19 protein-coding genes are annotated in these 26,031 nt (G+C 46.7%); 13 read left to right on the top strand and 6 right to left on the bottom strand.

All coding sequences use genetic code 11. The features are described 5' to 3' along the window. Nucleotides 1-5: 5 nt before the first annotated feature. A complete protein-coding gene (locus MLE17_RS06760; RefSeq protein ID WP_243347995.1) occupies nucleotides 6-1,463 on the bottom strand; it encodes an aminoacyl-histidine dipeptidase in 1,458 nt (485 codons plus the stop codon). Between the two features lie 270 nt (nucleotides 1,464-1,733). Between MLE17_RS06760 and MLE17_RS06765 the strand changes: the two genes are divergently transcribed. From MLE17_RS06765 to MLE17_RS06780, 4 genes are all read left to right on the top strand, one after another. Continuing rightward, the gene (locus tag MLE17_RS06765) at nucleotides 1,734-2,342 is read left to right on the top strand and encodes an OmpH family outer membrane protein (RefSeq protein ID WP_243347996.1); all 609 of its coding nucleotides are present in this window, start codon (nucleotides 1,734-1,736) and stop codon (nucleotides 2,340-2,342) included. A gap of 87 nt (nucleotides 2,343-2,429) precedes the next feature. Then, the gene (truA, locus tag MLE17_RS06770) at nucleotides 2,430-3,191 is read left to right on the top strand and encodes a tRNA pseudouridine(38-40) synthase TruA (protein WP_243347997.1); all 762 of its coding nucleotides are present in this window, start codon (nucleotides 2,430-2,432) and stop codon (nucleotides 3,189-3,191) included. Nucleotides 3,192-3,335: 144 nt separating this feature from the next. Beyond that, a complete protein-coding gene (locus tag MLE17_RS06775; protein WP_243347998.1) occupies nucleotides 3,336-4,235 on the top strand; it encodes a DMT family transporter in 900 nt (299 codons plus the stop codon). A gap of 8 nt (nucleotides 4,236-4,243) precedes the next feature. After that, nucleotides 4,244-4,864 (top strand): DUF3256 family protein, encoded by a 621-nt coding sequence (locus MLE17_RS06780; protein ID WP_243347999.1) that lies wholly within the window; start codon nucleotides 4,244-4,246, stop codon nucleotides 4,862-4,864. A 32-nt stretch (nucleotides 4,865-4,896) separates the two neighbouring features. Here the strand turns inward: MLE17_RS06780 and MLE17_RS06785 are convergent, their stop codons facing one another. After that, entirely contained in the window at nucleotides 4,897-6,057 is a 1,161-nt protein-coding gene (locus MLE17_RS06785; protein ID WP_243348000.1) for an iron-containing alcohol dehydrogenase, read from the bottom strand. A 465-nt stretch (nucleotides 6,058-6,522) separates the two neighbouring features. Between MLE17_RS06785 and ruvB the strand changes: the two genes are divergently transcribed. The 5 genes from ruvB (at nucleotide 6,523) to MLE17_RS06810 (ending at nucleotide 12,840) form a co-directional block, all read left to right on the top strand. After that, nucleotides 6,523-7,545 carry a Holliday junction branch migration DNA helicase RuvB gene (gene ruvB / locus MLE17_RS06790; RefSeq protein WP_243348001.1) on the top strand — a complete coding sequence of 341 codons (1,023 nt, stop codon included), beginning with the start codon at nucleotides 6,523-6,525 and terminating at the stop codon, nucleotides 7,543-7,545. A 131-nt stretch (nucleotides 7,546-7,676) separates the two neighbouring features. Beyond that, nucleotides 7,677-9,167: a lipopolysaccharide biosynthesis protein gene (locus tag MLE17_RS06795; RefSeq protein WP_243348129.1), complete on the top strand. Its 1,491-nt coding sequence runs from the start codon at nucleotides 7,677-7,679 to the stop codon at nucleotides 9,165-9,167. Between the two features lie 266 nt (nucleotides 9,168-9,433). Then, complete coding sequence (locus tag MLE17_RS06800; RefSeq protein WP_243348002.1) at nucleotides 9,434-10,849, top strand: S8 family peptidase; 1,416 nt, start codon at nucleotides 9,434-9,436, stop codon at nucleotides 10,847-10,849. Nucleotides 10,850-10,933: 84 nt separating this feature from the next. Next, nucleotides 10,934-11,989: a GNAT family N-acetyltransferase gene (locus tag MLE17_RS06805; RefSeq protein ID WP_243348003.1), complete on the top strand. Its 1,056-nt coding sequence runs from the start codon at nucleotides 10,934-10,936 to the stop codon at nucleotides 11,987-11,989. 11 nt (nucleotides 11,990-12,000) lie between these two features. Then, nucleotides 12,001-12,840 carry an alpha/beta fold hydrolase gene (locus tag MLE17_RS06810; protein ID WP_243348004.1) on the top strand — a complete coding sequence of 280 codons (840 nt, stop codon included), beginning with the start codon at nucleotides 12,001-12,003 and terminating at the stop codon, nucleotides 12,838-12,840. 269 nt (nucleotides 12,841-13,109) lie between these two features. Here the strand turns inward: MLE17_RS06810 and MLE17_RS06815 are convergent, their stop codons facing one another. Next, nucleotides 13,110-15,560 carry a carboxypeptidase-like regulatory domain-containing protein gene (locus MLE17_RS06815; protein ID WP_243348005.1) on the bottom strand — a complete coding sequence of 817 codons (2,451 nt, stop codon included), beginning with the start codon at nucleotides 15,558-15,560 and terminating at the stop codon, nucleotides 13,110-13,112. Nucleotides 15,561-15,784: 224 nt separating this feature from the next. Between MLE17_RS06815 and MLE17_RS06820 the strand changes: the two genes are divergently transcribed. The 4 genes from MLE17_RS06820 to MLE17_RS06835 all read left to right on the top strand — a co-directional run bounded on the left by MLE17_RS06820 (nucleotide 15,785) and on the right by MLE17_RS06835 (nucleotide 22,717). After that, on the top strand, nucleotides 15,785-16,096 hold the full coding sequence (locus tag MLE17_RS06820; protein WP_243348006.1) for a DUF6660 family protein: 312 nt from the start codon (nucleotides 15,785-15,787) through the stop codon (nucleotides 16,094-16,096). A 138-nt stretch (nucleotides 16,097-16,234) separates the two neighbouring features. Beyond that, the gene (locus MLE17_RS06825) at nucleotides 16,235-20,614 is read left to right on the top strand and encodes a CusA/CzcA family heavy metal efflux RND transporter (protein ID WP_243348007.1); all 4,380 of its coding nucleotides are present in this window, start codon (nucleotides 16,235-16,237) and stop codon (nucleotides 20,612-20,614) included. 13 nt (nucleotides 20,615-20,627) lie between these two features. Beyond that, entirely contained in the window at nucleotides 20,628-21,818 is a 1,191-nt protein-coding gene (locus MLE17_RS06830) for an efflux RND transporter periplasmic adaptor subunit (RefSeq protein WP_243348008.1), read from the top strand. An 11-nt stretch (nucleotides 21,819-21,829) separates the two neighbouring features. Beyond that, nucleotides 21,830-22,717, top strand: a complete 888-nt coding sequence (locus tag MLE17_RS06835) for a cation diffusion facilitator family transporter (RefSeq protein ID WP_243348009.1) — start codon at nucleotides 21,830-21,832, stop codon at nucleotides 22,715-22,717. Between the two features lie 688 nt (nucleotides 22,718-23,405). Here the strand turns inward: MLE17_RS06835 and MLE17_RS06840 are convergent. The 3 genes from MLE17_RS06840 to MLE17_RS06850 form a co-directional block, all read right to left on the bottom strand. Continuing rightward, on the bottom strand, nucleotides 23,406-23,756 hold the full coding sequence (locus MLE17_RS06840; RefSeq protein ID WP_243348010.1) for a DUF3127 domain-containing protein: 351 nt from the start codon (nucleotides 23,754-23,756) through the stop codon (nucleotides 23,406-23,408). Nucleotides 23,757-23,976: 220 nt separating this feature from the next. Beyond that, entirely contained in the window at nucleotides 23,977-24,705 is a 729-nt protein-coding gene (locus MLE17_RS06845; RefSeq protein WP_243348011.1) for a CDP-alcohol phosphatidyltransferase family protein, read from the bottom strand. A gap of 285 nt (nucleotides 24,706-24,990) precedes the next feature. Then, on the bottom strand, nucleotides 24,991-25,932 hold the full coding sequence (locus MLE17_RS06850; RefSeq protein WP_243348012.1) for an NAD(P)H-dependent flavin oxidoreductase: 942 nt from the start codon (nucleotides 25,930-25,932) through the stop codon (nucleotides 24,991-24,993). Nucleotides 25,933-26,031: the final 99 nt, after the last annotated feature.

Raw genomic sequence — 26,031 nt, forward strand, 5'->3', positions numbered from 1 at the left:
AACGCCTATTTCAGAGGAATATTTTTCAATATCGCTAAAAGGTGTTTCCAGAAGGATTCGACCGAAGGGATATGAATCCGTTCATCCGGTGAGTGAACACCGCGAAGGGTCGGTCCGAAAGAGACCATATCCAGCCCGGGATATTTCTTCAGGAAAAGGCCACATTCCAGTCCGGCATGGATGGCCTTGATTTTGGGCTCGTAACCGAATAACTCCTTGTGTGTGTCAACGGCAACTTTCAGAATCGGCGAATCGGTGTTGGGCGCCCAACCGGGATAACCGTCACCGTGAGTTACTGTTGCCCCGATGAGCTTGAAAAGAGACTCTACCTTGTGGGCAATGTCGTATTTCGCTGACTCCACAGAGCTGCGCTGACTGGTAACGATTTTGATTGTCTGGTCAGGAAGCATTCTCACCGAAGCCAAATTGGTAGAAGTTTCAACCAGCCCGGGTATCGCATGACTCATCGCCTGTACGCCATTCGGACAGGAATAGAGAGCACTGATCAACTTGTCAGAATCGGCTTTTCCGATGCAATTTTCGGGTACAGAATCAGACTCCAGGTCAATGCGCAAATTCGGTTCGGTGGTTTTGTATTCATCCTCCACATCAGCCAGAAAATGGTTTAGCTCAATGCGTAGCGGCTCCCGGTATTGAAACGGAACAGCGGCAAAGGCTTTTGCCTCACGGGGAATAGCATTATGCAGGTTTCCTCCGTTGATTTCCACCAGAGTCAGGCCAAACTTTTCATTCAGATTCCAAAGGAAACGGGCCAGTAATTGATTGGCATTTGCATAGCCTTTATCAATATCATCGCCGGAATGACCACCTTTGAGTTTCGATACAGCCACATGGAAATAGAATAAATCCTTTGGAGCTGCTACTTTATTATAAGGAAAAATCACGGTTGAATCAATTCCACCGGCGCATCCGATAAAGACTTCACCCTCTTCTTCTGAATCGAGATTTAGTAAAATATTTCCTGTAAAGAAGTCTTTTTCCAGACCAAACGCACCATTTAATCCGGTCTCTTCAGCGACGGTAAACAGACATTCTACCGGTCCGTGCTGAATATCGTCCGATGCCAGTACCGCCAATTGAGCTGCAATACCGATACCGTTATCAGCTCCCAGGGTTGTCCCTTTTGCTTTTAGCCATTCTCCATCGACAACTGTTTGGATAGGGTCGGTTTCAAAGTTATGTTCGGTGTCGCTGTTTTTCTCACAAACCATATCGACATGTGATTGTAAAACGACGGTGGGGAAATATTCAAATCCCGGTGTTGCTGGTTTGGAAATCAACAAGTTTCCTGCCTTATCCGATTTCTGGCTTAAGCTTTTAGATTCGGCAAACTCCCTGAGGTATTTTATAATTTTCTCTTCCTTGTTTGACGGACGGGGTACACGGGTTACCTCTTCAAAGTAAGCCCAAACTACTCTTGGATTCAAATCTTTAATAGTCATAATGTTTGTATTTATAGTTCGAATGTAGAAAATTAATCGGGGATAGGCGGGTTAACCAACCATTAAAAATGATTAAATAGGCAATCCACTTTCTTTATTCTAAAAAAACGGAAGCGCTCTAGCTTGATAATTCCAAATGAATCATCGTATATTTGCAGGCCCAACCTTTAACATTTGGGGCTGCGGTTAACTTTTCATTTTTAAGAGTTGCCGCCGCAACAAAACAACCTTGAGAAACTAATCTATTAAAAACCATCATTACACAATGTTATGAAGAATATCAATTACATCTTAAACGGAATTTTAGCGGTTGCTGTAGTCATTCTATTTGTACTGCAATTCAAATCGAATAAGAAATCCGGTGAAGTTCAAAGCTTTGTCAAAGTCGGTGACTCCGTAAAATATACCAAATTGCCTCTTGCGTACGTAAATGTTGACTCTCTGCTGACTCACTATCAGTTGGCCAAAGACCTCAACGAAACATTGCTCCGTAAACAGGAAAATTCACGTGCCAGCCTCAATGAGAAAGGACGTGTGCTGCAAGGAGAAATGGCTGAGTTCCAGAAAAAAGTGGAAAACAACGCTTTCCTTTCACGTGACAGAGCTGAAAGCGAACAGCAACGTCTGTTGGGCAAACAACAGGAGCTGCAACAACTTGACCAACGCCTTTCTTCAGCGCTTGTAGCAGAACAACAAAAAATGAACGAAAGACTTCGTGACTCTGTAAACTCGTTCCTGAAAGAGTATAACAAAACCAAAGGTTATCACATGATTCTGAGCAACACTGCATTTGATAATGTCCTTTACGCACAAGATGCTTACAACATTACCGATGAAGTGATTGACATGCTCAACAAACGCTATCAGGCAAAAAAATAATATTATCTGAACCATAGAAAAGCTGCAAATACTTCCTCACGGGGCATTTGCAGCTTTTTATTTATACCCGATACCCGGACGACTTCAATGCGCTACTTTATCTATCTCTCATACAACGGTAAAAACTATTGCGGCTGGCAGATTCAACCCAACGGCATTACGGTGCAGGAGGAGCTGGAAAAGGCTCTTTCCACTATCTTACGCCATCCGGTCAGCATCACCGGAGCGGGACGAACCGATACCGGCGTGCATGCCGCGTTGATGGTGGCTCACTTTGACACGAAAGTTCCGCTGGATGACCCGGCACAACTGTGTGAAAAGCTCAACCGATTGCTTCCTCGTGACGTTGCCATTTCCGCTATTTGTCCCGTAAAACCGGATGCTCATGCCCGTTTCGATGCCACTTCACGTACCTACAAATATTATGTAACGGATAAGAAGGATGTATTCCGCGGTGAATTGGCCTGCAAAATTCATGGGAAAATGGATTTTGCCAAAATGAACGAAGCGGCGAAAATCCTTTTCGAATACACCGACTTTACCAGCTTTAGCAAACTGCATACGGATGTGAAGACCAACAACTGCCGCATGATGCAGGCAGAGTGGAAAGAGGAAAACGGCCAGTGGGTTTTCACCATCCAGGCTGACCGGTTCCTGCGAAACATGGTTCGGGCAGTGGTGGGAACGCTCTTTGAAGTGGGCCGCGGTAAAATCGACCTCGAAGGATTCCGACGCGTCATCGAGCTAAAAGACCGTTGCAAAGCCGGCACATCGGCTCCGGCGCATGCGTTGTTTCTGGTGGATATTGAGTATCCAAGGGAAATAATGATTGAGGGATTGAATGAATGATTGAAGGAATGAGGGATTGAGGGTATCAAGGATAGTCCTCAATTCAAAACCATTCATATTTTAATAAAACCTATAAGCCTAAATCGACCACCGAAGACACCTAAAACCTATAACGTAAAACGTATAACGTATAACTTTAAAAACATGTGGTTATTACTCGCTTTTCTATCGGCAGCCCTGCTGGGGATGTATGACTTTTTCAAAAAAACTTCACTGGACCACAATGCGGTCATCCCGGTGCTGTTTCTGAATACTCTTTTTAGCAGTCTTTTCTTTCTGCCGCTGGTTATCATTTCATATACTCAGCCCGACTGGCTCAAAGGCACACTGGTGTATGTGCCCCAGGTTGATTTCCAGACCCACCTTTACATGATCACGAAGGCGGTCATTGTGCTAACCTCATGGATATTTACCTACTTTGCCACCAAACACCTTCCCATCACCCTTACCGGCCCCATCAAGGCTACCCAACCGATTATGGTGCTAATGGGGGCGCTGATTATCTTTGCCGAACGGTTGAATATGTATCAGTGGATTGGGGTGAGCATCTCTATTTTCTCCTTTTACCTCCTCTCTCAGGCAGGCAAAAGAGAGGGAATTCATTTCCGGAGCAACAAATGGATTTTCTTCATGGTAATGGGGACGACCACAGGAGCCCTGAGCGGACTGTACGATAAATACCTGTTGAAAAGTTTCGACCCGATGACCGTGCAGGTATGGTACACCTTTTACCAGTTTGCCATCATGGCGGTTATCCTGATGATTATGTGGTATCCGCAACGTAAGAAGTCAACCCCGTTTGAGTGGCGCTGGAGCATCATTCTGATATCGCTGTTCCTTTGCATGGCTGACTTCGTCTATTTTTACGCATTAAGTTTTGACGACTCGATGATTTCAATTGTCTCGATGGTACGCCGCAGCGGTGTGGTGGTTTCGTTTATTTGCGGAGCGCTATTCCTCCGTGAAAAAAACATCAAAAGCAAAGCTATCGACCTGCTATTGGTATTGTTGGGAATGTTTTTCTTATATTTGGGTTCGAAATAAAACGACCTATGAAAAAACTGTTTTTCGCGCTGACAATGGCAGCTTTCACGCTGAATGCTCCGGCTCAATATATCTCTCCGTTTTTCACCAGTATGCCTGAAGATATTGCCGACTACCTGAATGCGGCAAACCGGAAAGATTTGATTGACCTGTACAAAGCAGGAAAAACGGCCAAAGTGGAAAATCTGCTGAAAGGGCAATCGGAGTTGAAAGAGCTGGCAGACGACCAACTTACGCTTCAGATGAACGAATCATCCCTCTTCCAGATGAAACTGTTGCCTCTCAACGATACAGCCAAAGTGATCGCAGTTATCCGGACAGCTTGCGCACCGGCTTGTGACAGCAAGATTAGTTTTTTCACCTCCAATTGGAAAAGCCTGAAGGTTTCGGATATTATGCCCAATATTGCTTTAGCCGATTTTATCGTAGCGGACAAGAAATCCCCGGAAACATTGGAACTTCTGGATATTCCATTTTTCAGTTATGCTTTTGCAAAAGACAAAAGCGAGCTTATCGTCACGCTTGATGTCAAAAACTTTCTCGGCAAAGAGGATTTTAAGAAAATAGAGCCGCTTATCAAACCGGCAATCACTCTCCGGTGGAACAAAGGGACGTTTGTCAAAGAGTAAAAGAGACGCGGCAGGCCACGTCTCTACTGTTTTTATTTGTACTGGGTAGCCAATACCTTTCGCACCACATCGGGAGTCACCAGCCCCCGGTCGCCAATGGCCGTCCATCTCCGGCTTTCAAACCGCTGGGCAATCACCTCAATTGTCTCTTCCGGAATATGGTATTCACTCAGTTTTGTCTTCACATCAAGTGAACGGAAGAACTCCTCGGTTCGGTTAATAGCAGCCTCTACCCTCTCCTCTTCTGAGCCTTCGCGAATGCCCCACACCCGTGCCCCATACTTGAGTAGCTTGGCTTTTTTCTCCTCTTTCAACACTCTGAAAATGCCGGGAAAAACCACAGCCAATGTCTGCCCATGATCCAGCCCGTGCAACACGGTCAGTTCGTGTCCTATCAAATGGGTCGCCCAATCATCGGGAACGCCAGAGCCAATCAACCCGTTCAACGCCATAGTGGCGCACCACATCAGCGTGGACATCGCATCGTAATCGGCAGGGTTGGCATAAACAGCAGGCGCCACCTCAACGAGCGTTTGCAGGATGGATTCGGCAAAACGATCTTGCAAAGGTGCATTGACCGGATAGGTCAGGTATTGCTCCAATACATGCGCATAGGCATCCACAATCCCATTCGCCACCTGACGCTTGGGTAAAGTGCCTGCGGCATCAGGCAGCAATACCGAAAACTGCGGGAAGGTATTGGGGGAGGAAAAGGCGAACTTTTCCTGCGTCTCCACCCGCGAAACCACCGCCCCATTGTTCATCTCCGAGCCGGTTGCCGGCAACGTCAATACTACTCCAAACGGCAGCGCGGCTTTCACCTCTTTCCTGCGGGAAAGTATATGCCACGGATCCTCACCTTCGTAAAGCGCCGCCGCTGCGATAAACTTCGTGGCATCAATCACCGAGCCACCTCCTACTGCGAGCAGAAAATCAACCTTTTCGGTCTTGATCAGTTCCACCGCTCTCATTGCCGTCTCGTAGCGGGGATTGGGTTCGATGCCGCCAAATTCCAGCACCTGATAACCATCCAACGCCGATTTCACCTGCTCATATACTCCATTTTTGAAAATGCTGCCTCCACCATAGATCAACAGCACTTTCTGATCTTTATCGATTTGCTCCGGCAGTTGCTTCAACTGATCTTTCCCAAACAGGATTTTCACCGGATTGTAAAATTCAAAGTTTTCCATATATCCCTCTACTTTTGAAGTAAATAATTTGATTAACACAAAGATAATCCATTTGCCTGCGAGTGCTTCTTTGAATAACGGAAGAAAATGCGATTTTGATGAAAGCCATTGCGCAACCTGTGATCGTCATTGCGCAGGCGAAGAATATCATTGCGCGACTGAAGATGGTCATTGTGTGACCTGTGGAGATCAATGTGTGAGTAACAAATGCCATTGTGTCAGATGCGAAAGCCACTGTGCGACCGACGAATGTCATTGTGTCAGTGTCGAAGGTCATTGTGCGACCGACTGAGACCACCGTATGATCGTCGGTGGTCACTGTGCGAATGTCGGAGGCCATTGTTTGACCGTCGGAGCTCAATGCGATAGTTTTGTATTTTTAAGTTGAAGAATCCGTTCTCCTAAATTGATGACAGAAAGTTGTATTCCCTTTTTTCGTACTTTTGTCCATATAAATACGATTGCATGGAATCAAATTTCGATATACGCGAGCAAAAGCTTTCGGAGAAAGAGAAGGATCTGGATAAAGCCCTTCGCCCGCTATCTTTCGATGACTTTAGTGGTCAGGATAAGGTAGTGGAAAATCTCAAAGTCTTTGTAAAAGCGGCAAGTATGCGTGGCGAATCGCTCGACCACGTTCTGCTCCACGGCCCTCCCGGATTGGGAAAAACCACCCTCTCGAATATCATTGCCAATGAACTGAATGTCGGCTTCAAGGTGACTTCAGGACCTGTTCTGGACAAACCCGGTGACCTGGCCGGTATTCTCACCAGTCTGGAGCCCAACGACGTGCTTTTCATCGATGAAATTCACCGCCTGAGCCCGGTCGTGGAAGAGTATTTGTACTCGGCGATGGAGGATTACCGCATCGACATCATGCTGGATAAAGGTCCGAGTGCGCGTTCCATCCAGATCGAACTGAGTCCGTTTACCCTGGTCGGTGCCACTACCCGGAGCGGTTTGCTGACCAGCCCGCTGCGTGCCCGTTTCGGGATCAACAGTCACCTCGAGTATTATGACAACGAAGTGTTGGTCTCCATCATCGGTCGTTCTGCCGCGATCTTACAAACTCCCTGCACGGAGGAGGCGGCCGGAGAGATTGCCTCCCGGAGCCGCGGAACTCCCCGTATCGCCAACGCACTGCTGCGCAGAGTGCGCGATTTTGCTCAGGTCAAAGGCAATGGAAAAATCGATATCGCCATTGCCCGATATGCCCTCGAAGCACTCAATATTGATAAATACGGTCTGGACGAAGTCGATAACAAGATCCTGCTCACGCTCATCGATAAATTCAAAGGCGGTCCCGTCGGGCTAACCACCATCGCTACGGCACTGGGTGAAGATGCGGGTACAATCGAAGAGGTTTACGAACCGTTCCTGATCAAGGAGGGTTTCCTCAAACGGACCCCCCGTGGGCGTGAAGCCACCGACCTGGCTTACGAGCACCTCAACCGGAAAAGATTTTCGGAGCAGGGAAGTTTGTTTTAAGACCTCTCCCCTGTCCCTCTCCAAAGGATAGAGACAGGGGAGTTACACGCAAGCAGTGATAACAGTTTCAATGATACAAAAGTCATTTTCGACATACCTCTTATGACGTACGACTTACATCTTACCACTCAATTATGTCAATGAAAAAACTGGCTAAGGATACCGTGATTTACGGCCTTAGCAGCATTCTTGGGAAATTCCTCAACTGGTGTCTGGTTCCACTTTACACCCGTCAATTAGGGTCCACCGCCGAATACGGAATGGTCACGAATATGTATAGCTGGACGGCTTTGATTCTGGTCATCCTGACCTTCGGTATGGAAACCGGCTTTTTCCGTTTTGCCAATAAATCGGATAAAAATCCGATTACGGTGTATTCTACCTCTGTCCTGTTTATCGGTGCTCTGTCATTGTTGTTTGCCGGAAGTAGCATACTCCTGGCTCCGATGCTTGCCGCGCCATTAGGTTATGGTAACCACACGGAATACATTTTTCTGTTGGCAATAATCGTATCTATCGACGCATTCAGCGCCATTCCTTTTGCTTATCTGCGTTATAAAAACAGACCGATAAGATTTGCATCTATCAAAATGCTGTTCATTATCCTGTTTATTGCGCTTAATCTCTTCTTCCTGATATTTTGCCCTGCAATCCACAAATCCCATCCGGAATGGATATCTTGGTTCTACCGACCCGACTACGGCGTGGGGTATATCCTGATATCGAACCTGATTGCTACCGCCGTCATGATGATGGCGTTAATACCTGAGCTACTCGGATTCAAATATGTATTGGATAAAAGCCTGTTGAAGGAGTTGGTAAAATACAGTTTTCCGTTATTGATCCTGGGAATTGCCGGAATTTTTAATCAGGTAGCCGATAAAATCCTCTTTCCATTCCTGATCCCGAACGAAAAAACCGCGATGGAACAACTGGGGGTATATGGGGCAAACTTTAAAATTGCAGTCGTAATGGTAATGTTTACCCAGGCTTTCCGATTTGCATACGAACCATTCGTTTTTTCCAAACAAAAAGGAGCCGATAGCAAGAAATTATATGCTGATGCAATGAAATATTTCATTATCGCATCATGCCTTATCTACCTGGGGATCATGTTCTATATGGACCTGTTGAAGTACATCATTGCTCCCGATTATTTTGAAGGACTGCGGGTAGTACCGATTGTGATGATCGGGCAATTTTTGTTCGGGGTTTATTTTAATCTATCCTTCTGGTACAAACTGACCGATGAAACCAAATACGGGGCTTATTTTTCCGTTTTGGCGTGTGTATTGACCATTCTGCTCAACGTATTGTTTGTGCCTAAGTACGGTTATATCGCCTGCGCATGGGCATCGTTGATCAGCTATCTGATCATAACGATCATGTCATACTTCATCGGACAAAAGCACTACCCCGTCCAATATGATCTGAAGCGCATCGGACTCTATACGTTGATTACGTTGGGGCTTTATGCAGCCTATATGCTGGTTGATTTACAATCCATCCCATTGAATATGGCTTACAGAACCCTATTGATCTCGGTATTCATCTATTATATGATTAAAAACGATATGCCGTTAAACCAAATTCCGCTTGTCAATAAATTAGTAAAACAATAAACTCTTATCCTTCATAAATACCGGAGCTGCAGTGTCTAAAGCATTGCGGCTCTGTTGTTTTATGCAATTATTAATTAACTCTTTAGTCTCAACAAACCCCGAAACTTTGTTGTTTTTAATTAGCACCTAAACCTGATTTGCCATAAACAGGCCTGACCTTTGAATCGCTAATATTGAATATCATTTCAATCACTTTCCGTTAAAGACGATATTCCTTTTTACCGTTGACATTTCTCCATTTATACCTAAACCAAATACTATAAGCTATGAAAAAGCATTTTCTAAACACACTTGTGGCTATCTCATTCCTAGTGGGAGGGACAGCTATTTTCATGCAAAGTTGTTCGAATGACGAATCCGCCCTGAACGCATTATCTTCCAATGAAGTGCAGTTACGCTCCACCAATGCTTCTGACAATGGAGCAAAATATGTTCCCAACGAAGTAATCGTAAAATTTAAAGCTGGAGCTTCGGCTACGGCACGTGAAAATGCACTCAACCATGTCAACGCCCAGGTTGCCGAAAAAATCCTCACTCACGCCATGAAACATGCCGGTGATAATGATGGTGTCGTATTGCTTAAAGTTCCTATGTCTGCCCTGGATGCTGTTGGTATAATGAAAAAGCTGGAAGGCGTTGAATACGCTGAGCCCAATTACATTTATACCACTGATGCTTCTTCTATCCCAAATGATCCGTATTACACCAATGGTTCATTGTGGGGAATGTACGGTGATGCAACGACAACTAAAAACCAATACGGATGTCAGGCGGGAGAAGCCTGGGCTAAAGGTTATACAGGCTCAGCTTCAGTTTATGTGGGAATTATTGATGAAGGGTACATGTACACCCATGAAGATCTTTCTGCAAATGTCGGTACAAATCCAGGTGAAATACCTGGTGATGGCATCGACAATGACGGTAATGGCTACATTGATGACGTGTATGGCTGGAACTTTGTCAATGGAAACAATCAAATATTCAATAGTTCAGGGGATGCACACGGCACACACGTTGCCGGCACTATCGGTGCAGTAGGTGGAAATGGCAAAGGTGTTGCCGGCGTTTGCTGGAAAGTCAGGTTCCTCAGTGGAAAATTCCTGGGTAAAAATGGAGGAACAACCGCAAATGCCATTAAAGCAGTGGATTATTTCACCACATTAAAATTGGAAGGTGTTAACATTATCGCAACCAATAACTCCTGGGGCGGAGGCGGATTCTCCCAATCCTTGCAGGATGCCATTGGAAGGGCGAATAATGCAGGGATACTATTTATTGCAGCAGCGGGCAATGAAAGCCGTAATATCGACGCTACACTATCCTATCCGGCTGCTTATCCAAACGCAAATATAATATCTGTCGCTGCCATTATGAGCAATGGTGGATTAGCCAGTTTCTCTAACTATGGTGCAACCAATGTCGATCTTGGCGCTCCCGGCTACGGTATTTATTCAAGCGTACCAATTTCAAAGAAAGGACAGGTTACTTCCGGTTACGCCATCTATAGTGGCACCTCCATGGCCACTCCCCATGTCACTGGAGCCGTTGCTCTCTATTATTCCATTCACCTCAATGCCTCAATTGCTGAAATTAAAAATGCGATCCTGAGCAGCACAATTCCGACATCCTCCCTCAGCGGAAAATGCCTTACCGGAGGAAGGTTGAATGTAGGTGGGTTTTGATCATAGTCCTATCAAATAAATAGCAAATGCCTAACGCCCAAAACTAATACCGGTTTTGGGCGTTTTAGTTGAAAGACCTGACTAATGCCGGCATACTCCCCGATAGTTATCCGCGAAGCTTTACCTTATGACAATGAGGGTTTATTGCAATTAACCGCTCTGACTCCGATGAAGGGGAATGTCACCCTTTTCGTGGATAGGAAGCCTGATTTCTTTGGGTTACTGCGCCAACGCGGTCCTTTTTACACTTTTGTAGCGGAATGTAACGATCAGATTATTGGTTCAGGTTCTATTTCGGAAATAGCCGTTTATATTAAAGGCAAAGAAGAAAAGGCCTATTACCTGGGAGATTTCAAAGTACATCCTGATTTCCAACGCTCAACCGTTGCAGTACGGTTGGCTAAAGCAACCATTGAGAAACTGAACGCGTTAAATGCTAATCTGATTTTTTGTGCCATAACGACGGGTAACAAAGCCATTGTGCCTTTCTTTCAGGGGCGGTTGTTCTTTCCGTTGGGTCTGGATGCGGGAAAGTTTAATGTCTTTCAGATTATTCCTTCGCCATTAAAAATGAAGCCGGATAAATATCAAACGGTGGAGGTTTTGGCAAATCCGGATGTGGCCGGATTTCTGGATAAATTCATGATGAAGTACCAGTTTGCCCAGATTCAAAGTGAAACAAATCTCAGGGAATGCCGGATCATAACAGCTGTTTGCGGTAAGGAAGTTGTTGCAGCTATCGCTCTGGCAAATCCGGATGAATGGAAGCAAGAGGTATTGTTAAAGGTGAAGATTTTGCAGAAGATAATGCTCGCGACAGTAAATGCTTTGCCGGGTCTTTGTTTTCCCCGGTTAAACGAGCCTGTACGGGTATTGTACATTCGGTCATTTGCCTGTAAAAGCGGGCATGAAAAAGCATTGGAAATGCTCCTAACCCGGGCCCGGAATATTGCCTTCGAAGAAAAGTTTCACTTCCTATCCATTGGATTGCACGAAAAGAATACTTATCTGAAACTTTTCCGTGCCCCGCTTCACATTACCCTTGAGTCCAATATGTATATCGGCTCAATGAAAAATGAGACAGATAAAATCGTTTCCCTGTTACATAGCACCCCCTTTCTGGACTATTCATTGATATAAAAAACAGTCACATGGGCAGCAAAACGACACTATTTTGCCATGAAAGCGCGAAATGCCACGAACAGATGATTGCCGTGGAGAAGCGAACGAAACTACGGGTGATTAGTTATTCCCCGTCTGTAACGGACCGAAATACGACAATCGTGTTTGTTGGGGGATTGTCCACAATCCCGGAGAGTTTCGGTAGTGTGATCTATGAACTGACCCGTGATTACCCTTTTCACTACATCGAAACCCGTGACCACGCCTCTTCGCAGGTGAATGGAAGTGGCAAGTTTGATATTATCACATCCGGACTTGATATTGTGGCGATTATTCAGACCCTGGGATTGATTCATGAGAATTATATCCTGATCGGTTATTCCATGGGAGTTCCCGTCATTGTCGAGAGTTATCGTTTTCTCAAAGCCAAACCCCGCCAGATGGTCTTTGTCGTGCCAACGCCTGTCTTTCATTATCCTAACTGGAGTCTGAAACTCATCAAAGCAACCCTGGGATTTGAGCGTATCACATTGAAATCTTTCGCCAAATGGTACCTGCGTAATTTTATCATCAACAAACGGGACGACGCGGAGATGGTGAATATCTCGGCTAAAGCGCTGGATAGTGCCGACGTGGTCAAGCTTAAAAAAACGGTGTTGGCGATTTCCGGTTATGAAATCTGGAATACGTTGGAGACAGTTCATTGTCCGGTATTGGTACTAGCAGCTACCAAGGATACCTTTCATATACACGATGAAATCCTGAGAATCATTTCTATACTCAAAGACTGCTCCTATATCGATCTGGAAACCAATAAACGTACGCATGGCGTTGAGGCAGCGTTGTTGATTAGGGAATATATCCGGTAGAATTGTTTAAGTTTTCAAACTGTATAATTTCAATTCAGACTTGTATTATTGATGTTCGCTGTCTGAGACTGTTATGGTTTTAGCTACACGATAGAGATCTCTCCTATCTCAAACCTAAACTAGTTTACCTTTTGAGTGAACTGGTTTAGCATTAAGGTCCCCCTTTGAGACAAATCACAAAAAAAGGGCTTCACCTTAGTAAAGCCCTTATTATTTCTTATCCGTGAAAATCCGTGTTGCGCAGCATCTGTGTCATCCGTGTGCCATCATCAAAATTCCCCCATCACCCTTACATTCAGCTGACGAGAAGTCAGGTAGTTGGGTACGGCATACTGACTTTTATCTTTATCAATTACTGAAACCCAGTAGTAAGAGTTGGTATTTTTGATGTCGAGCAGGTTAAATACATCGACACCGAGGGAGATATTTTTGAAGTAGCGGAGGATGGGTTTCTTCATCCACTTGTCTTCGCCCCCGACCAACTGGCGGGTAAGGCCGATATCCACACGGCGGTAAGCCGGAGTGCGGAAATATTTTCCGACAAACTCATGTTCCGGATCACTCACTTGAGGGGCTGTTACCGGAAGCCCGGAAGCCCAGATCATCTTCAAGTTGAGCTTGTATTTCGGGTTGGTGGGCCAGTAGTCCTGGAAGAACATGGTGAAGCTGGCGGTCTGATCGGTCGGCAACGGCATTTTGACACCGTTGATGTTCTCTTCCGACTTCATCCACGAAAAGCTCACCCATGAATCGGTACCCGGCACAAATTCGCCGAAAAGTTTGCAATCCAGTCCGGTGGCGTATCCGTCCCCCATATTCTTACCGGCATAGCGGACGCGCACATTGTCCACCACGTAAGGAATCAGGTTGCTCAGTTTTTTGTAATAGCCCTCCACCGTCAGTTTGTAGGGACGACCATTGTGGGTAAAGGTATAGTCCGTACCCACCACCAGTTGCACCGACTTTTGCGACTTGATATTGGAATTAAGTTGAATACGGGAATTTCCTGTTATAGTATCAGTCTTGATTTCCCTGAATTCTTTATAAAAAGGCGCCTGATAGTAAATGCCACTAGCTGCGCGGAAGGTAAAATCCTTTTTCCAGGCAGGAATCCACGCCGCAGAGAAGCGCGGGCTGAAGATCCACTCGTTGTTGAAGCTCCAGTAAGAAGCGCGCACGCCTCCCGTCACCGAGAAGACGCCGTAATCGCCCCGCAGCTTATAGGTATCCTGCAAATAGGTGGAAAAGCGATGGTTGGTCACAGTGGTATCGGGTCGGTTCAGGTTATAATAGATGCTGGCCCCATTACCTGTATAATGCAATGTATGATCTAACGAATAACCGGCGGAGTCGCGCATTTCCCACTCACTGATTTTATCGCGGAAATATTCCGATTGCAGATTTAATCCCCATTGCAGGCGGTTGTTTTCCCAGTTTCGAATCCCCTGGTGCCCGACCGAAAGTACACGGGCGTAAAGGCGGTTGCGGGCGTGTTGCATATATGTCCCGACACCGACGGTTTGTTCATCAGCCACTTTACCCGTTGAGGCATCGCCGGTTACGTCGCTCAACCAGTATTGGCCGGAGATATCGTAGGTCTCCTTTTCACGGGTGATAAAGCCGGAAGTCAACAGCTTCAGTTCGGTCTCTTTATTGGGATGGTAATTCAACGAGAGGGTTCCGAATCCGGTCTCAAACAAATCCTGCTCCTGACCGTCGAAATAGACTTTGAAGCGTTTGGTTTCAGACAATGTACCGAAGGAAGTATTGCGCTCCTGCGGGATAAAGTTGTATTTATTTTGGGAAATGTTACCCAGTAAACTCACATCGGTCTTGTCATTGAACGTATAGGTCAGATAGGTCTGGTAATCGAAGAATGACGGATTATATTCCCCCTTGGTATCGAGCGTTCCGAGCAGCGAGCGGTTTTGTTTGTAACGGATGCCGTGCATTTGGGTAAATTTACCGGAAGAGGTTCCCACATAAGCCGTCCCGCCCAACAAGCTGGCAGAAACAGCACCTTCAAAGGCTTTCGGCTTTTTGTAGGTGATATCCAGTACCGACGACATCTTGTCGCCATAGCGTGCTTCGAATCCGCCGGCAGAGAAATCGACCGAACCCACCATGTCGGGGTTGATGATACTCAGACCCTCCTGTTGCCCGGCCCGGACCAACAACGGACGATAAACCTCCACGCCATTGATGTAGACGAGGTTTTCGTCAAAGTTTCCACCACGCACCGAGTATTGCGAACTCATTTCATTGTTGGAATGCACTCCGGCAAAGGTCACAATCAGCGACTCGATGTTGCCCCCCGCGGCATCCGGCAGGAATTTCACCTTATTCGCATCAATCCGCTGCATCATATCCATCTGGCGGCGCATGGCCGTAACGGTCAGAGTCTTCAGCTCGGTGGAGGATGATTCCATTTTCACATTCAGGAAAACCCGTCTGGCCGGTTTGATCAGCGTCCGGCTAATCTTTTTGTACCCCACGCAGGAATAGACCAGCACCACGGTATCTTTGTCCGGAACTGCTATTTCGTAGAACCCGTTTTCTTTGGTCGTAATACCGTTGGGAGAGTTCCACTGCTGCACATGCACCTTCTCCAGACTGTGATTCTCGGCATCAGTCACATAGCCGGAGATAAAGATTTTCTTTTGGGAAAACAGTGTCGTGGCAATGAGCAGGGAAAGGAATATGAGTTGTATCTTTTTCATTTCAGATTGAGTTGGTGGAGTAAGAGAACAGAGCTCTCCACAGATTTTTACAGTTTGATTAACGTCAAAACTTATAACAAAGTATTTTGCCGTTCTGATTGACTTTACAAAAATATTCTTTTTCCTCGTATAAATGGCAAACAAACCGGCAATCGGTTTACGGGAGGGATTTGCTCATTATCTCAATATGTTTATTATCTGATTTATTTTATCTTTGCACCAAGATGAAATACTTAGCAACTATATTATCCCTTTACATCCTCGCACTGACCATCTATCCTTGCATAGATAAGCCGGGGGATAATGTGTTGTGCAAAACCGCGATAACAAAAACCTCTTCAGATAATCACGATAATAGCGACGACAATTGCACTCCGTTCTGCACTTGTACTCATAGCGCTCCACTGATGATTAATCACTATCATTACTTTGATTTCAAACCGGTAATCATGATGCAAAAGTGCATTGTTGCTTACACGGCATCGTATATTTCTTCCCATTACAACTCCTTCTGGCAACCGCCTAAGCTGGGTTAGTCTCTTTTATTTTTTCACAGGATTGTAGTTTCAAGACATTGAGACCTACAACCTTATGCGATGCATTTGTCTCCTCTTTTGGATATAATGTGCATTGCCATTCCTATTCACATTTGACTAACTCAATTTCTTTTCAAAATGATAGCACGTATCATTCAATTTTCGATTAAGAATAAATTCATTATCGGACTGTTTGTGGTGGCGCTAATCGCGTGGGGTGGCTACTCGCTCACCCGCCTGCCGGTGGATGCGATTCCCGACATCACCAACAATCAGGTCCAGATTATTTCCCTTGCACCTTCGCTAGCCGTTCAGGAAGTGGAAGGCATGGTCACGGCTCCCATCGAAGTGGCTGTTGCCAATATTCCCGACATTGTGGAACTCCGCTCTATCTCCCGCCTCGGGCTGTCGGTGATTACCGTTGTGTTCAAAGATAATGTCAATGTTTACTGGGCACGGCAGCAGCTCTCCGAACGGCTGAAAGAGGCCGAAGAACAAATTCCAGCCGGTCTGGCAAAGATTGAACTGGCTCCGATTTCCACCGGGCTGGGTGAAATCTACCAATACCGCCTTTCGGTGGATAAGGCGCATGAAAAACGCTACACGCCGATGGAGCTCCGCACGCTTCAGGACTGGGTGGTTCGCCGTGCCATGTTGGGAACGTCCGGTGTCGCCGACATCAACAGCTACGGTGGTTTTGTCAAGCAGTACGAAATCGCGGTCAATCCCGACCGGCTTCGCAGTATGAACATCACGCTGACCGACATCTTCGACGCACTGGAAAAGAACAACGAGAATACCGGGAGCGCCTACATCGACAAAAATCCGACCTCATACTTTATCCGCAGTCTCGGATTGGTGAAGAATAAAGAGGATATTGAGAAAATCGTGGTAAAAACCAATCCGTCAGGCATGCCGTTACTGATACGCGATGTGGCCACTGTCCAGTATGGAAACGCTACACGCTATGGAGCGTTGGTCATCGATACGACCGAGGCGGTAGGCGGTGTGGTGATGATGCTCAAAGGGGCGAATGCTCATGAAGTGGTTGACAATGTGGAAAACCGCATAGAGTCTATTCAGAAGTCTTTGCCCGAAGGAGTGAAAATCGAGCCTTACCTCAACCGTTCCGATCTGGTGGGAAGAGCCATCGGCACCGTTTCCCGGAATCTGATTGAGGGGGCGCTCATTGTAATTTTCGTCCTGATTCTCTTATTGGGAAATATACGGGCGGGGCTGATTGTGGCATCGGTGATTCCGCTCTCGATGCTGTTTGCCATTGCGATGATGAACCTCTTCGGCGTATCGGGCAACCTGATGAGTCTTGGCGCCATCGACTTCGGTCTGATTGTGGATGGGGCGGTCATTATCGTCGAAAGTGTGGTTCACCGCATCACGATGAGTAAGCACCATCACATTGGTGTGGAAAGGCTTTCCCAGCAGCAGATGGATGAAAATGTACTCGATTCCGCCAAACGGATGATGAGCTCGGCCACCTTCGGACAGCTGATAATCCTCATCGTTTACCTGCCCATCATGGCATTGGTCGGCATTGAGGGAAAAATGTTCCAGCCGATGGCGCAAGTGGTGGTATTTGCCCTGCTCGGAGCGGAAATTTTGTCATTGACCTATGTGCCGGTTGCGTCCTCTATTTTCCTGAGTAAAAAAACGGAACATAAACCGAATTTCTCCGACCGATTGATGGCGAAAATGCAGCGGGCGTTTAACCCGGTGATTGCACTTGCCCTGAGACGGAAGCTTGCGGTAACCGTTTCTGCCGTGGCATTGTTTCTGGCCAGCATTTTCCTGTTCACCCGATTGGGAGGCGAATTTATCCCGCAACTTGAAGAGGGGGATTTAGCCGCCGGAGTCATGACTTTACAGGGCGGTTCGTTGACTCACACCGTGGAACAGGTGAAAAAAGCCAATAAAATCCTGCTCGATAATTTCCCCGAAATCAAACATACCGTCTGTAAAATCGGGGCGGGTGAAATCCCGACCGACCCCACGCCGATGGAAACGGGCGACTACATCATTACGCTGAAAGATAAAAGCGAATGGACATCGGCCAAGACCCGCGAAGAGCTGGTAGAAAAGATGCAAGAGAAACTGGTCGCACTGGCCGGGGTGAAATTCGAATTTCAGCAACCGATACAGATGCGATTCAACGAATTGCTATCCGGTTCGAAACAGGACATTGCGGTGAAAATATTCGGAGATGACCTCGAGGAACTGGCTGATAAAGCGGCCAAAGTAGAGAAAATCATCCGCGAGGTAGAAGGTGCCGAAGACATCAATGTGGAAAAAGTGACCGGACTGGCACAGGTCCAGATCGAATATAACCGTGACCGACTGGCGCAATATGGCCTGTCTGTCGAAGATATCAACAAAGTATTGCGGGCTGCTTTTGCCGGAAGTCAGGCGGGAGTGGTTTTCGATGGTGAAAAACGCTTTGCACTGGTGGTTCGTCTTGACAAGGATTACCGCCAAAGCCTTGACAATGTACGCAGTCTGTCGGTAGCCCTTCCCAACGGCGGCCAGATTCCGCTGGAGCAATTGGCCAATATAGAAATCAAATCGGGGCCGGCTCAGGTTTCCCGTGAAAATGCCAAACGCCGCATCACCATCGGATTCAATGTCCGCAACCGCGACGTACAAAGCGTAATCAATGAGGTCTCTTCACGCATCGACAAGGAAATCAAGCTCCCGACCGGGTATTACGTCACCTACGGCGGACAATTCCAGAACCTCGAAGCGGCGAAGTCCCGCCTGGCTATGGCCGTACCGGTAGCATTGGCGCTCATCTTCCTGCTGCTCTTCTTTACCTTCCGCTCGGTGAAACAGTCATTGCTCATCTTCTCTGCCGTACCGATGTCGGCCATCGGCGGTGTGGTGGCACTCTGGCTGCGTGGTATGAACTTCTCCATTTCGGCGGGTGTCGGATTTATCGCGCTCTTCGGGGTCGCGGTGCTCAACGGCATCGTACTGATTGCAGAATTCAATCGTTTGGAAAAAGAGGGTCTGACCGATATCACAGAACGGGTACTGAAAGGCCTTCGTACACGTTTCCGCCCGGTGATTATGACCGCTGCGGTGGCTTCGCTCGGTTTCCTACCGATGGCCATTTCCACCTCTGCCGGAGCCGAGGTACAGAAACCGTTAGCCACGGTCGTTATCGGCGGATTGATTACAGCGACATTGCTCACGCTGATCGTACTGCCGGTCTTCTACATCTTATTTTCCAGAATAAACCTCAGGAAAATGGTTCAGGGCAAATTCACAAAGACCGCAATGCTGTTCATCATCGGAATCTCTCTTTTCACAACGGGAAGCGCACAAAAGACGGTTCGGCTAAATCTGCAACAAGCCATACAACTGGCGCTCAACAGCAACCTGACCATCCGCTCGTCGGGCTACAATGTCGAAGCGCAAAAGGCGCTCAAAGATGCGGCCTGGGATATCCCGAAAACCGTCCTCGAAGGGCAATACGGGCAGTTCAACTCCTGGTCAAAAGACAACAGTTTCACCGTATCACAGTCGTTTGCCTTCCCCACGGTGTATGCCAACCAAAGCAAACTGGCCAAAGCGAATATCAAAAGCAGCCAGTGGCAACACCAAAACTCCCGGCTCGAAGTGGCCACACAAGTGAAACAGACCTACTGGCAGCTGACTTATCTCTATTCGTTGCGCAAATTGCTCGCTTATCAGGACAGCCTTTATACGGGCTTCTACCGGGCAGCCGAACTCCGTGCCCGCAGTGGTGAAACGAACCGCATCGAGATGATTAGCGCCCATTCCCAAAGTCTGGAGGTGAAAAACCGGATGCAACAGGTGAATGTGGACATCGACATCTTCCGGCAAAAGTTACAGACACTGCTGAATGCTGAAACGGCTTTAATCCCGGCGGATACAGTCTTGTTCCGCATCCCGTTTACAGCAGAGCTTGATACCGTTGTAGCTCAGAACCCTTCGGTCAAATATATGCAGCAACAGGTAGAGGTTTCCCGCATGGAGAAAAACCTCGAACGCAGCAAAATGCTGCCCGATCTCACCATTGGCTACTTCAGCCAGACCATGCGGGGTACGCAGGAGGTGAATGGAATATCCCGCACTTTCGGCCCGAATGACCGCTTCAACGGTATTCTGGCAGGTATCTCCGTGCCGCTCTGGTTCACTGCCAATACGGCCCGGTCAAAATCCGCAAAACTCAAAGAGCAGGAAGCCCGCATAAATTCTGAAAACTACTCGAAAACCATTGCCGGAAGTTACAAATCGCTGCTCGGCGAATATGCGAAGTACAGCAACAGCCTCAACTACTACGAAAAGCAGGCATTGCCCGAAGCCGACCTGATTATCCGTCAGGCATCAGGCAGCTACAAGGCCGGTGCAATGGATTATGTGGACTATATCCTCAGCCTGAGCCGGGCATTGACTATTCGCGAAAATTACCTTGATGCGCTGAACAGCTATAATCAGGTGGTGATCAGTATTGAGAATATTTCAGGTAAAATCTTTTAATTCAAGGTCATTTATGAAACCCTATAAATTCATTTCCATATCCATCATAGCGGCATTTATCATAGCCGCCACGTCCTGTAACGGCGGCAAAAAAGCCGAAGCCAAACCAGAAAAAGAAGAGGAAGTTCTTCCCGAAGACATCGTAGAGCTTCGGGCAGACCAAATCAAACTTGCCGAAATCTCACTCGGCAAAATCGAGATGCGTTCCCTGAGCGGTACACTCAAGGTTAACGGGCAGGTGGCAGTTGCCCCGCAAAACCTCGCAACCGTCTGTATGCCGATGGGCGGATTTGTCAAAAGCACTTCACTTGTGCCGGGCAATACGGTTCGCAAAGGGCAGACGCTCGCCATACTGGAAAACCCTGAGTTTGTCGATTTACAGCAAAATTACCTGGAGGTAAAAAGCAAACTCGAATATGCAGAGGCGGAGTACAAACGCCACAACGACCTCTACAAAGAGGATGTTTATTCGCAGAAAAACGTACAGCAGGTGACTTCGGAATACAAGACGCTGAAGGTACAATTGACCGCCCTTCGCCAAAAACTCGAACTCATCGGCATCAATACCGGTAAGCTCACGATGAACAATATCAGGCGGTCAGTAGCGGTGACCTCGCCCATTTCCGGATACGTAAAAGCGGTCAACATCAGCATCGGAAAATCTGTTGCCCCTTCGGATGTGCTGTTTGAGATTGTCAACAGCGACCAACTGCTACTTGAGCTGAGTCTTTTCGAGAAAGATGCGGATAAAGTTTCATCCGGTCAGAAGATTCGTTTCTACATCAACAATGAAAGCGAACAGCACGAAGCCGTGATCTACCAAACGGGTAACCTGATCAACGCCGACAAGACTTATAAGGTATATGCAAAAGTTACGGGTAAATGCAAAAACGTAATGCCCGGAATGTATGCCAACGCCATTGTGGAAGGAACGGTCAACAACGTTACCACCCTGCCTTCGGATGCCGTGGTGAGCTTCGACGACAAGGATTATATTTTTGTCTTTGAGAAAAATAAGAGCGAAGGAGGCAAACCCTTTACCGAATACCGTATGGTACAGGTTCGCAAAGGGGTGAGTGACGAAGGATACACAGAAATAATCCTGCCCGACAGTTTCGACCAAACGAAAGCGAAAGTTGTTATAAAAGGAGCATATAACCTGCTTTCTGCGAAAAAGAATGCGGGTGAAATGGCCTGTGATTAATTTAAACAGTTATGGTACACGATCACGAACATCATCACGAAATCAATCTGGATAATGCCTTTAAAATTGGTATTGCACTCAATATTGTATTTACCATAATCGAAGTTGTCTACGGTTATCTCGCCAATTCGATGGCACTGGTAGCCGATGCTGGACACAACTTCAGCGACGTGCTGGCACTGGCATTTTCCTGGATTGGCGTTATTCTCTCTCAGCGAAAACCGACTCTTCGCTTTACCTACGGATTCCGGCGTTCCACGATACTGATTGCATTGCTCAATACCGTCCTGCTACTGGTGGCCATCGGCTTTATCCTGTGGGAGACAATTCACCGGCTAGGCAAACCGCTGGAGATAAAATCACAGGATGTCATTCTGGTGGCGGCTATTGGTATTGTGATCAACGGTTTCACGGCATGGCTGTTTGTCAAAGGGAAAAAGAACGACCTAAACATCCGTAGCGCCTTTGTCCACTTTGTGGCCGATGCGCTGGTATCGCTGGGCGTGGTAGTTGCCGGGGTGATTATAGCATTTACGGGTATTACCTGGATTGACTCGGTGGTTTCGTTTATCATCATTGCGGTGATTCTCTACAGCACCGTCCACCTGTTGATTGATTCGGTCAATCTAGGCCTGGATGCCGTCCCCGAACACATTGATATCGAAGTGGTGCGCAAATACCTCGAAGCTTTACCCGAAGTATCAACCATTCACGACCTGCACATCTGGGCACTGAGTACGACCGATGCTGCCCTGACCGTTCACCTCAATACTTGTTGTGAAACAGATAATACCTTTATCTACGAAGTGCAAAAGCACCTGCATAACCATTTTCACATCGAACATGCTACGATTCAGATAGAGCAGGGAGATGAGAATTGCAGGAATAATTGTAATTAAGTTTGTACCACAAAGAAATGCAAAGAAAACAGACAGATAGCCTCGAAGGGAAATTCTTCGGGGCTATCTTTTTTATCGTCCGACGTGTCGGAAAGTCCCACCACGAGCTGGGGAACCATTCCGACGCGTCGGATTCTTTGTTTTTGGTCAAAAAGAGACTTTCCGACGCGTCGGAATGTTCGCATGAGGGCTGGGCTGGCTTTCCGGCATGTCGGAATCATTGCCTGACCCCTCGGTGGAGGATTCCGACGCGTCGGACACTCTGTTTTGGCCATTTTGGATGAAAAATCTTATTGGGAAAATGATTTCGCAAGCGAAGGAAGCCGTCCCAACGTTGGGAAAGTCTCCCTGGGGACTGGGGAAAGAATCCCAACGTTGGGAAAGTTCGCCTGAGCCCAAAAACTAACATTCCCAATCTTGGGAAAGTCCGCCCAGCATGTAGGCAAGGTTTCCCAAGGTTGGGAATGGCAGCCCGAGGGCTGGGCTGAGATTCCCAGGGTTGGGACGCATCAAATGGTAGTTAATTGCAAATATTACAGGCTCAATTATCCATTCTCTGTTCCCTTTTGAGATATTAAAGCGTTATAAACGCGCCCCCTCTCGATTGAATCAAGAGGGATAAAAAAGCCGCCTAACCAGTACCATGACTGATTAAGCGGCTTTTCTATTTATCCTGAAACGATTTCGTTTAGAAAGGCATATCCTCGCCGGGAGCGTGTTGCAGGAAATCGGCAGGCTTCGGCTCGAAAGCAGGAGGAACAGCTCCGGCACCGGCAGCTACACGGGTTACATTCCAGGCACGTACATCGGTGTACCAGCGGCCGTTAAATTCGCGGCTCTCGATGTCGAAGTCCACTTTCAATTCTTCGTCCATCTGAATGGCAAAAGTATCGATCTTGTCTCCCCAGATGTTGAAACAAACTTTTTTAGGGTATTGTCCACCCATTTCGATGATGTAATCCTGTTTTTTCCAAACACCATTTTTTCCTTGTCCCGACTGAAGCGGCAGGATTTGAATGATTCTTCCTGTAAGTTCCATATAGTAAGTAATTAATTTATCGCGTTGTTGATCCCCTATTCAGGGGCAGGACGGCAAAGATAATTAATTTGAGGGAAGAAAAAAAGCCGTTAACTTTTCGTCCGGTTTTAACTTCATCCCTGAAATATCTTTACGCTTTCTCCTTCAAAAAAGAAGGATTGCCTCTCCCCAAAAGGTAAGACAATCCTTCCTGTGTATATTAATCTCATGATTTTAAGAATCAGACGATTTGTTTTTCCTTGCGTTTTTCCCGCTCTTCGGCGTCTCGTTCATTGGCTAAAGCCAGAAGATTTTTGGAGTCAACAATATTGGCAATGAAAAGAGATATTGCCAGCAAGGATAAACTATATAGCAATGAATCCGGCAAAACAACTTCGAGAACCAACAGTAACGAAATAATGATTCTGACTTCTGTAGGGCCCATTATTCCCGAATCAATGGAATATTTTCCGGTAATCTTGTAGCGCAACAATGCGGTCATCATTTCCCATCCATACAAGGCTACCAGGGCGAAACCTACCAATTCCCAGGCATCATGCACATAAACGACAAATCCAAGTCCCATCAGCATAATCCCCAACCAGTCAACGGTAATATCCAAAGAAAAGCCATACCATTTCCGCTCTTTATGCCGGTAATAGGCAATGCGTCCGTCCAGCGAATCACCAAACCAACTGATTGCATATCCTAAAACGCCCAACAGAAGCAAATTCCGGTTTACATAGGTTGCCAGCACAAAACTCAGGAAAATAATCACTGCTCCCAAAAAACCTATCGCTGTCAACATATCCGAACTAATCCAGGAAGGTATTCGCTGGACTAAATATGCAATTGCATTTTGTTCCCATTTTTTCAGAAGATTGGTTCTGTTCCGGTCCGCTGTAATCGTTTTAAGGACACTGTTTTCCTCCATCTGTGTTGATGCTGTCTGAGTAGGTAAATCTTTCATTGTCATCCTGATGTAATTAACTTGAAGTGGTTAAGTGTATCCGAAAATCATGTGATTGAGTATAACTTAAAGTGGTATAAGCTCTAATCATAAATTCCGGATAATGCTCTTTCCATGGTATTACTATAACGTTACAAATATATCACAAATAACACAGATAGAGCCCTATTTCCGTTGAAAATAGAAACAGGCAGACGCGGGGAATACTGCATCTGCCTGTTATTCACTAATTTCTCCTCAACTCAGAAAATTAATCAGGATAATATATTTCGAGAAAAAATGCTCCTACAACCCTTGCAATCTGCTTAATACTGAATTGTATTCGGCCACCATATTCTTCATAATCTCGCTCACAGGCAATATCTCTTTGACCAGCGTTGCACCCTGGCCAATCTCAAGCATTCCTTCATTGATGTTGCCTTCGAACATTCCTTTTTTCGGACGCCCTTTACCCATGATTTCTTTCAGTTCATCAGCCGAAGCGCCTTTGCACTCCAGTTCATAGATTTGCTGGAAAAACTCGTTTTTCACCAGGCGCGTCGGAGAGACCTTCTTCAATGACAATTTGGTTTCGCCTTCCGGCAAATTCAGGCAACGACGCTTGAATTCGTCACTGGCTGAACTCTCAGCAGACAGAGCGAATGCCGTCCCTACCTGCACACCTTCCGCACCCAGCGCCATTGCAGCCAATACGTTGCGACCGGTCACCACACCACCCGCAGCAATTAACGGCAACGAGGTGATTTGACGAATGTGCGGAATCAGGCAGAAGGTAGTTGTCTCCTCTTTCCCGTTGTGACCGCCCGCCTCGAAGCCTTCCGCCACGATAGCATCCACACCGGCCTCTTCGCACTTTTGGGCAAATTTACCGTTGGCAATCACATGCACCACTTTGATGCCTTTTTCCTTGAGAAACGAAGTCCACGCCTTCGGATTTCCGGCAGAGGTAAACACCACCTGCACGCCTTCCTCCACGATAATCTTCATGATTTCCTCAATCTGCGGATACATCAGCGGTACATTTACACCGAAAGGCTTATCGGTAGCCGCCTTGCATTTGCGAATGTGGTCGCGCAAAATCTCCGGGTACATCGAGCCAGCTCCGAGCAATCCGAGTCCACCGGCATTACTCACCGCAGAAGCCAGTTCCCAGCCGCTGCACCACACCATTCCCCCTTGCACAATGGGGTATTTTATTCCCAGAAGTTCACAAATTCTGTTTGCCATAATTCTTTTTGTTAGATATGATATTTAGATGAATTCTTAATTTGCCGCAAAGGTAAAAGGTTGTAATGAATTCATCCTTCAATTTTTAGCGGAAAATCA

Source organism: Parabacteroides sp. FAFU027 (assembly GCF_022808675.1).
GTDB lineage: Bacteria > Bacteroidota > Bacteroidia > Bacteroidales > UBA7332 > CAXXIC01.

What these genes read in the sequence shown, in the direction of transcription:
- MLE17_RS06760 (WP_243347995.1), bottom strand. Translation starts at nt 1,463, where the DNA reads ATGACTATTAAAGATTTGAATCCAAGAGTAGTTTGGGCTTACTTTGAA.
- MLE17_RS06765 (WP_243347996.1), top strand. Translation starts at nt 1,734, where the DNA reads ATGAAGAATATCAATTACATCTTAAACGGAATTTTAGCGGTTGCTGTA.
- truA (WP_243347997.1), top strand. Translation starts at nt 2,430, where the DNA reads ATGCGCTACTTTATCTATCTCTCATACAACGGTAAAAACTATTGCGGC.
- MLE17_RS06775 (WP_243347998.1), top strand. Translation starts at nt 3,336, where the DNA reads ATGTGGTTATTACTCGCTTTTCTATCGGCAGCCCTGCTGGGGATGTAT.
- MLE17_RS06780 (WP_243347999.1), top strand. Translation starts at nt 4,244, where the DNA reads ATGAAAAAACTGTTTTTCGCGCTGACAATGGCAGCTTTCACGCTGAAT.
- MLE17_RS06785 (WP_243348000.1), bottom strand. Translation starts at nt 6,057, where the DNA reads ATGGAAAACTTTGAATTTTACAATCCGGTGAAAATCCTGTTTGGGAAA.
- ruvB (WP_243348001.1), top strand. Translation starts at nt 6,523, where the DNA reads ATGGAATCAAATTTCGATATACGCGAGCAAAAGCTTTCGGAGAAAGAG.
- MLE17_RS06800 (WP_243348002.1), top strand. Translation starts at nt 9,434, where the DNA reads ATGAAAAAGCATTTTCTAAACACACTTGTGGCTATCTCATTCCTAGTG.
- MLE17_RS06805 (WP_243348003.1), top strand. Translation starts at nt 10,934, where the DNA reads ATGCCGGCATACTCCCCGATAGTTATCCGCGAAGCTTTACCTTATGAC.
- MLE17_RS06810 (WP_243348004.1), top strand. Translation starts at nt 12,001, where the DNA reads ATGGGCAGCAAAACGACACTATTTTGCCATGAAAGCGCGAAATGCCAC.
- MLE17_RS06815 (WP_243348005.1), bottom strand. Translation starts at nt 15,560, where the DNA reads ATGAAAAAGATACAACTCATATTCCTTTCCCTGCTCATTGCCACGACA.
- MLE17_RS06820 (WP_243348006.1), top strand. Translation starts at nt 15,785, where the DNA reads ATGAAATACTTAGCAACTATATTATCCCTTTACATCCTCGCACTGACC.
- MLE17_RS06825 (WP_243348007.1), top strand. Translation starts at nt 16,235, where the DNA reads ATGATAGCACGTATCATTCAATTTTCGATTAAGAATAAATTCATTATC.
- MLE17_RS06830 (WP_243348008.1), top strand. Translation starts at nt 20,628, where the DNA reads ATGAAACCCTATAAATTCATTTCCATATCCATCATAGCGGCATTTATC.
- MLE17_RS06835 (WP_243348009.1), top strand. Translation starts at nt 21,830, where the DNA reads ATGGTACACGATCACGAACATCATCACGAAATCAATCTGGATAATGCC.
- MLE17_RS06840 (WP_243348010.1), bottom strand. Translation starts at nt 23,756, where the DNA reads ATGGAACTTACAGGAAGAATCATTCAAATCCTGCCGCTTCAGTCGGGA.
- MLE17_RS06845 (WP_243348011.1), bottom strand. Translation starts at nt 24,705, where the DNA reads ATGAAAGATTTACCTACTCAGACAGCATCAACACAGATGGAGGAAAAC.
- MLE17_RS06850 (WP_243348012.1), bottom strand. Translation starts at nt 25,932, where the DNA reads ATGGCAAACAGAATTTGTGAACTTCTGGGAATAAAATACCCCATTGTG.